The sequence below is a fragment of the Rhizobacter sp. P3_B12 genome (assembly GCF_056402895.1).
In genome coordinates this window covers 1-2,841 of record NZ_JBFUGN010000812.1, presented here as the reverse complement: position 1 = coordinate 2,841, position 2,841 = coordinate 1, and the positions used below count along the sequence as shown (strand labels likewise).

General features: G+C 67.6%; 3 protein-coding genes. All 3 read left to right on the top strand.

Features of this window, described 5'->3' with window-relative positions:
• Positions 1-924, top strand: a 924-nt coding sequence (locus AC1D01_RS28430; protein WP_477872384.1) for a hypothetical protein, incomplete at its 5' end; no start/stop codon positions are given.
• A gap of 7 nt (positions 925-931) precedes the next feature.
• Entirely contained in the window at positions 932-2,170 is a 1,239-nt protein-coding gene (locus tag AC1D01_RS28425) for a hypothetical protein (protein WP_477872382.1), read from the top strand.
• Positions 2,167-2,841 (top strand): NAD-dependent epimerase/dehydratase family protein (locus AC1D01_RS28420; protein WP_477872380.1); only part of this gene is annotated, 675 nt, incomplete at its 3' end. The genes AC1D01_RS28425 and AC1D01_RS28420, both read left to right, overlap by 4 nt.

Below are 2,841 nucleotides of genomic sequence, written 5' to 3'. Positions count from 1 at the left end.
GTCGAGGTGTCCGTGGTGATCAGCGACCGGTTCGCCGGTGTCCCCTGGCTCGCGCGCCTGCTCGGGCCGGATGCCGCGCGCATGCTGTGGAACTACGCGGATGAATTCCCGCGCGCATTGCAGATGGCCCCGCAGAAGCGCGTGTGCTTCTTCGAGGACACGCAGCACCCGGTGCAGTTGTTTCGCTTCGCGCCGCAGCTTCACCTTCGATCGCCAAACCCCCAGGCACGCCGGCAGGTGCTGTTCATCGGCGACGTCACCAACAGCAGCTCGCTGCCCGGTGGAGCTGACTGGTGGGAGGAGCGCTTCGCGGCCCTGCGCGCCAAGCACGGCCACGGCTTCTACCTGACGCAGGACTACCGCGACCTGCTGGCCGCCCACACCGGCTCGGCCGGCGAGCGGCGGCTGGCCCACGTGCTCTGCAAGAACCTGCTGCGGCTGTGGATCGCCCAATCGGTCAGCCTCGCCTTCGGCGACCGGCTGCAGCTGGTCGGCCCGAACTGGGGACGCTTCGGCCTCGCTTCGCAACCGGCGGCGTACTCGCTGCAGGCCCGCCTCGACCTGTACGAATCAGCGGCCGTGAATCTCGATTGCGGTTCGAAATCCGGCGACGCCGCGCTCTACCCGCGTTCCAGCGAAATCATCAGCTATGCCGGCGCGCCGGTGCAGGTGGTGTGCGCCGACAGCGCGCTGGTGTTCGGCGCGCGGATCGACGAGTTCGTCTTCGCGGACGAGCACACGCTGCACACCCTGCTGGAACAGCGCCTGGCCGAGCCCGAGGCACAGCGGCTTGAGCGCGCCGAATGGCTGGCGCAGCACCTGGAGCGCCATCAGCTGACGATGGCTGATTCATTCCGGCATCTGTGGGCTCCTTCGCCATCGCGCCCCGTCCCGGCGCCCGACGCGCCGACGCATCGTCGCTAGCCGTTCCATGCTGCGCATCTTTGCATCCGGCCTCGCCGCCAACGGGGTGTTCGTCGCCTCGGGACTGCTCAAGCAGTACTTCGTCGCCAGCTCGCTGTCGGTGGCCAACTTCGGCCTCTACGGATCGCTCGTTGCGCTGGCCTCGCTGCTGCTGGTGCTGGTGCCGTTTCCCGCGTACCTGAGCGTGATGATCAAAGGCTTCTCGGCGCCGGCCTCTGCTTTCGGCACGCGCAAGCGACTGATCGCTTCCTCGCGGACCGAGTTGCTGGTGTTGTCGATCGTCGCCGGGGCCGTGTGCTTGCTCTTGGCGCTGTATGCCTTGCTGGTCGACACGCCGGATCCCCGCCTGTGGATGCTGTTGCCACTCTTCGTCGTGCAGTACGCGACCGCCTGCCTGGACCTGCTGCTGCGGATGCAGCGGGCGCACAGTCGGCTGGCGGTCTTCATGATGGTCCGCAACCTGCCTTCGGTGCTGATGCTGATGCTGCTGCACCCGGCAGCGCCGCTGCAGGTGGTCGGGATCGATTTCGCGGCCGCGGTGCTCGTCACGGGATTCTTCCTGCACTCCAGGGAACTGCGCATCCGCCACGTCCTGCGGCTGCGCTGGCCGCGCAAGCGCCTGGACACGGAGCAGCTCACGCTCTGGCTCGCCCGCCTCGTCCAGTTCGGCAATTCGTCGCTTCTTCGGCTGCTCGTGCCGCTCGCGTACGGCCTGCACGACACCGGCTTGTTCTTCTTCGCGCTGATCGCCCAGCTCCCCTGCTCACTGTTCCTGTCGGTGACCACGCAACTGTTCGGGCATGCGCTCGCGCGCGTGAAACCGGGCGAGTGGCGCCTGCTGCTCCAGACACAGGCGTGGTTCGCACTGCCGAACATCGGCTATGCGCTGGCCGCGGTGCTGCTGCTGCCCTACTGGGACCTGGCCATTTCGTTCGTGCCGTCGCTCGCGAAGTACGCCGATGCGGCGCCGCTGGTGCTAGCGGTCGTCGTCTACAGTACGGTCCTTGCCAGCGATTGCCAGGAATATCTTCTGAGGGCGCGGGGCCTTTCCCGCATCCTCCTGGCCTTTTCCGGCACTTCGCTGCTCCTGCAAGGGGCCGTCGTAGGACTGGCATCCTGGCTGTCCATGAGCCTGGTGAGCACCTTGTACACCTGCGCCGCAGTACAGGCACTCACGCTGGCAGCCTTCAGCACGTATTCATTCCACCGAGTCATCGGTCGCATTGCATGGGAGTCGGGTTCTTGAAAGTCGTCATCACCGGTGGGTTGGGTTTCATTGGCCAGAAACTGGCGCGGCGGCTCATCGCCGAAGGCCACGGGGTCACGTTGATCGATGCGATCACGCCGCAGATCCACGGCGATCTGCCGCAGGTCGGCGCGCCCGACGGCGCGCTCGTGGTACGCGCCGACGTGCGCGAGCTCGCCCACCGCAGCGACCTGTTCGACGGCAGCGATGCCGTCTACCACCTGGCCGCCGAGACAGGCACCGCGCAGTCGATGTACCAGATCCAGCAGTACGTGAGCGTCAACGACCTCGGCACTGCAGCCGTGCTGGAAGCGATCTCACGCTGCGCCCGGCGGCCGCGCCAGATGGTGCTGGCCTCCAGCCGCAGCGTCTATGGCGAAGGCGCCTACGAAGACGCGTCGCGCCCCGGCGAGCGGGTGCTGCCCGCGGCCCGCACCGCGGCCCAGCTGGCCGGCGGCCAATGGAACCCGACCGCCTCGGGCGGTGGCTTGTTGACCGCAATCGCCACCCCCGAGTCGTCACCGTTCTCGCCCGGCTCGGTGTACGCCGCCACCAAGGCCGCGCAGGAACTGCTGGTGAGCTCGGCCGCGGCCAGCCTGGGCGTGCGCAGCACCATCCTGCGCTTCCAGAACGTCTTCGGCGAAGGTCAGTCGCTGCGCAATCCGTACACC

Bases quoted from the DNA above. Each gene is read 5' to 3' on its own strand.
- AC1D01_RS28425 (WP_477872382.1), top strand. From the start codon at position 932: ATGCTGCGCATCTTTGCATCCGGCCTCGCCGCCAACGGGGTGTTCGTC.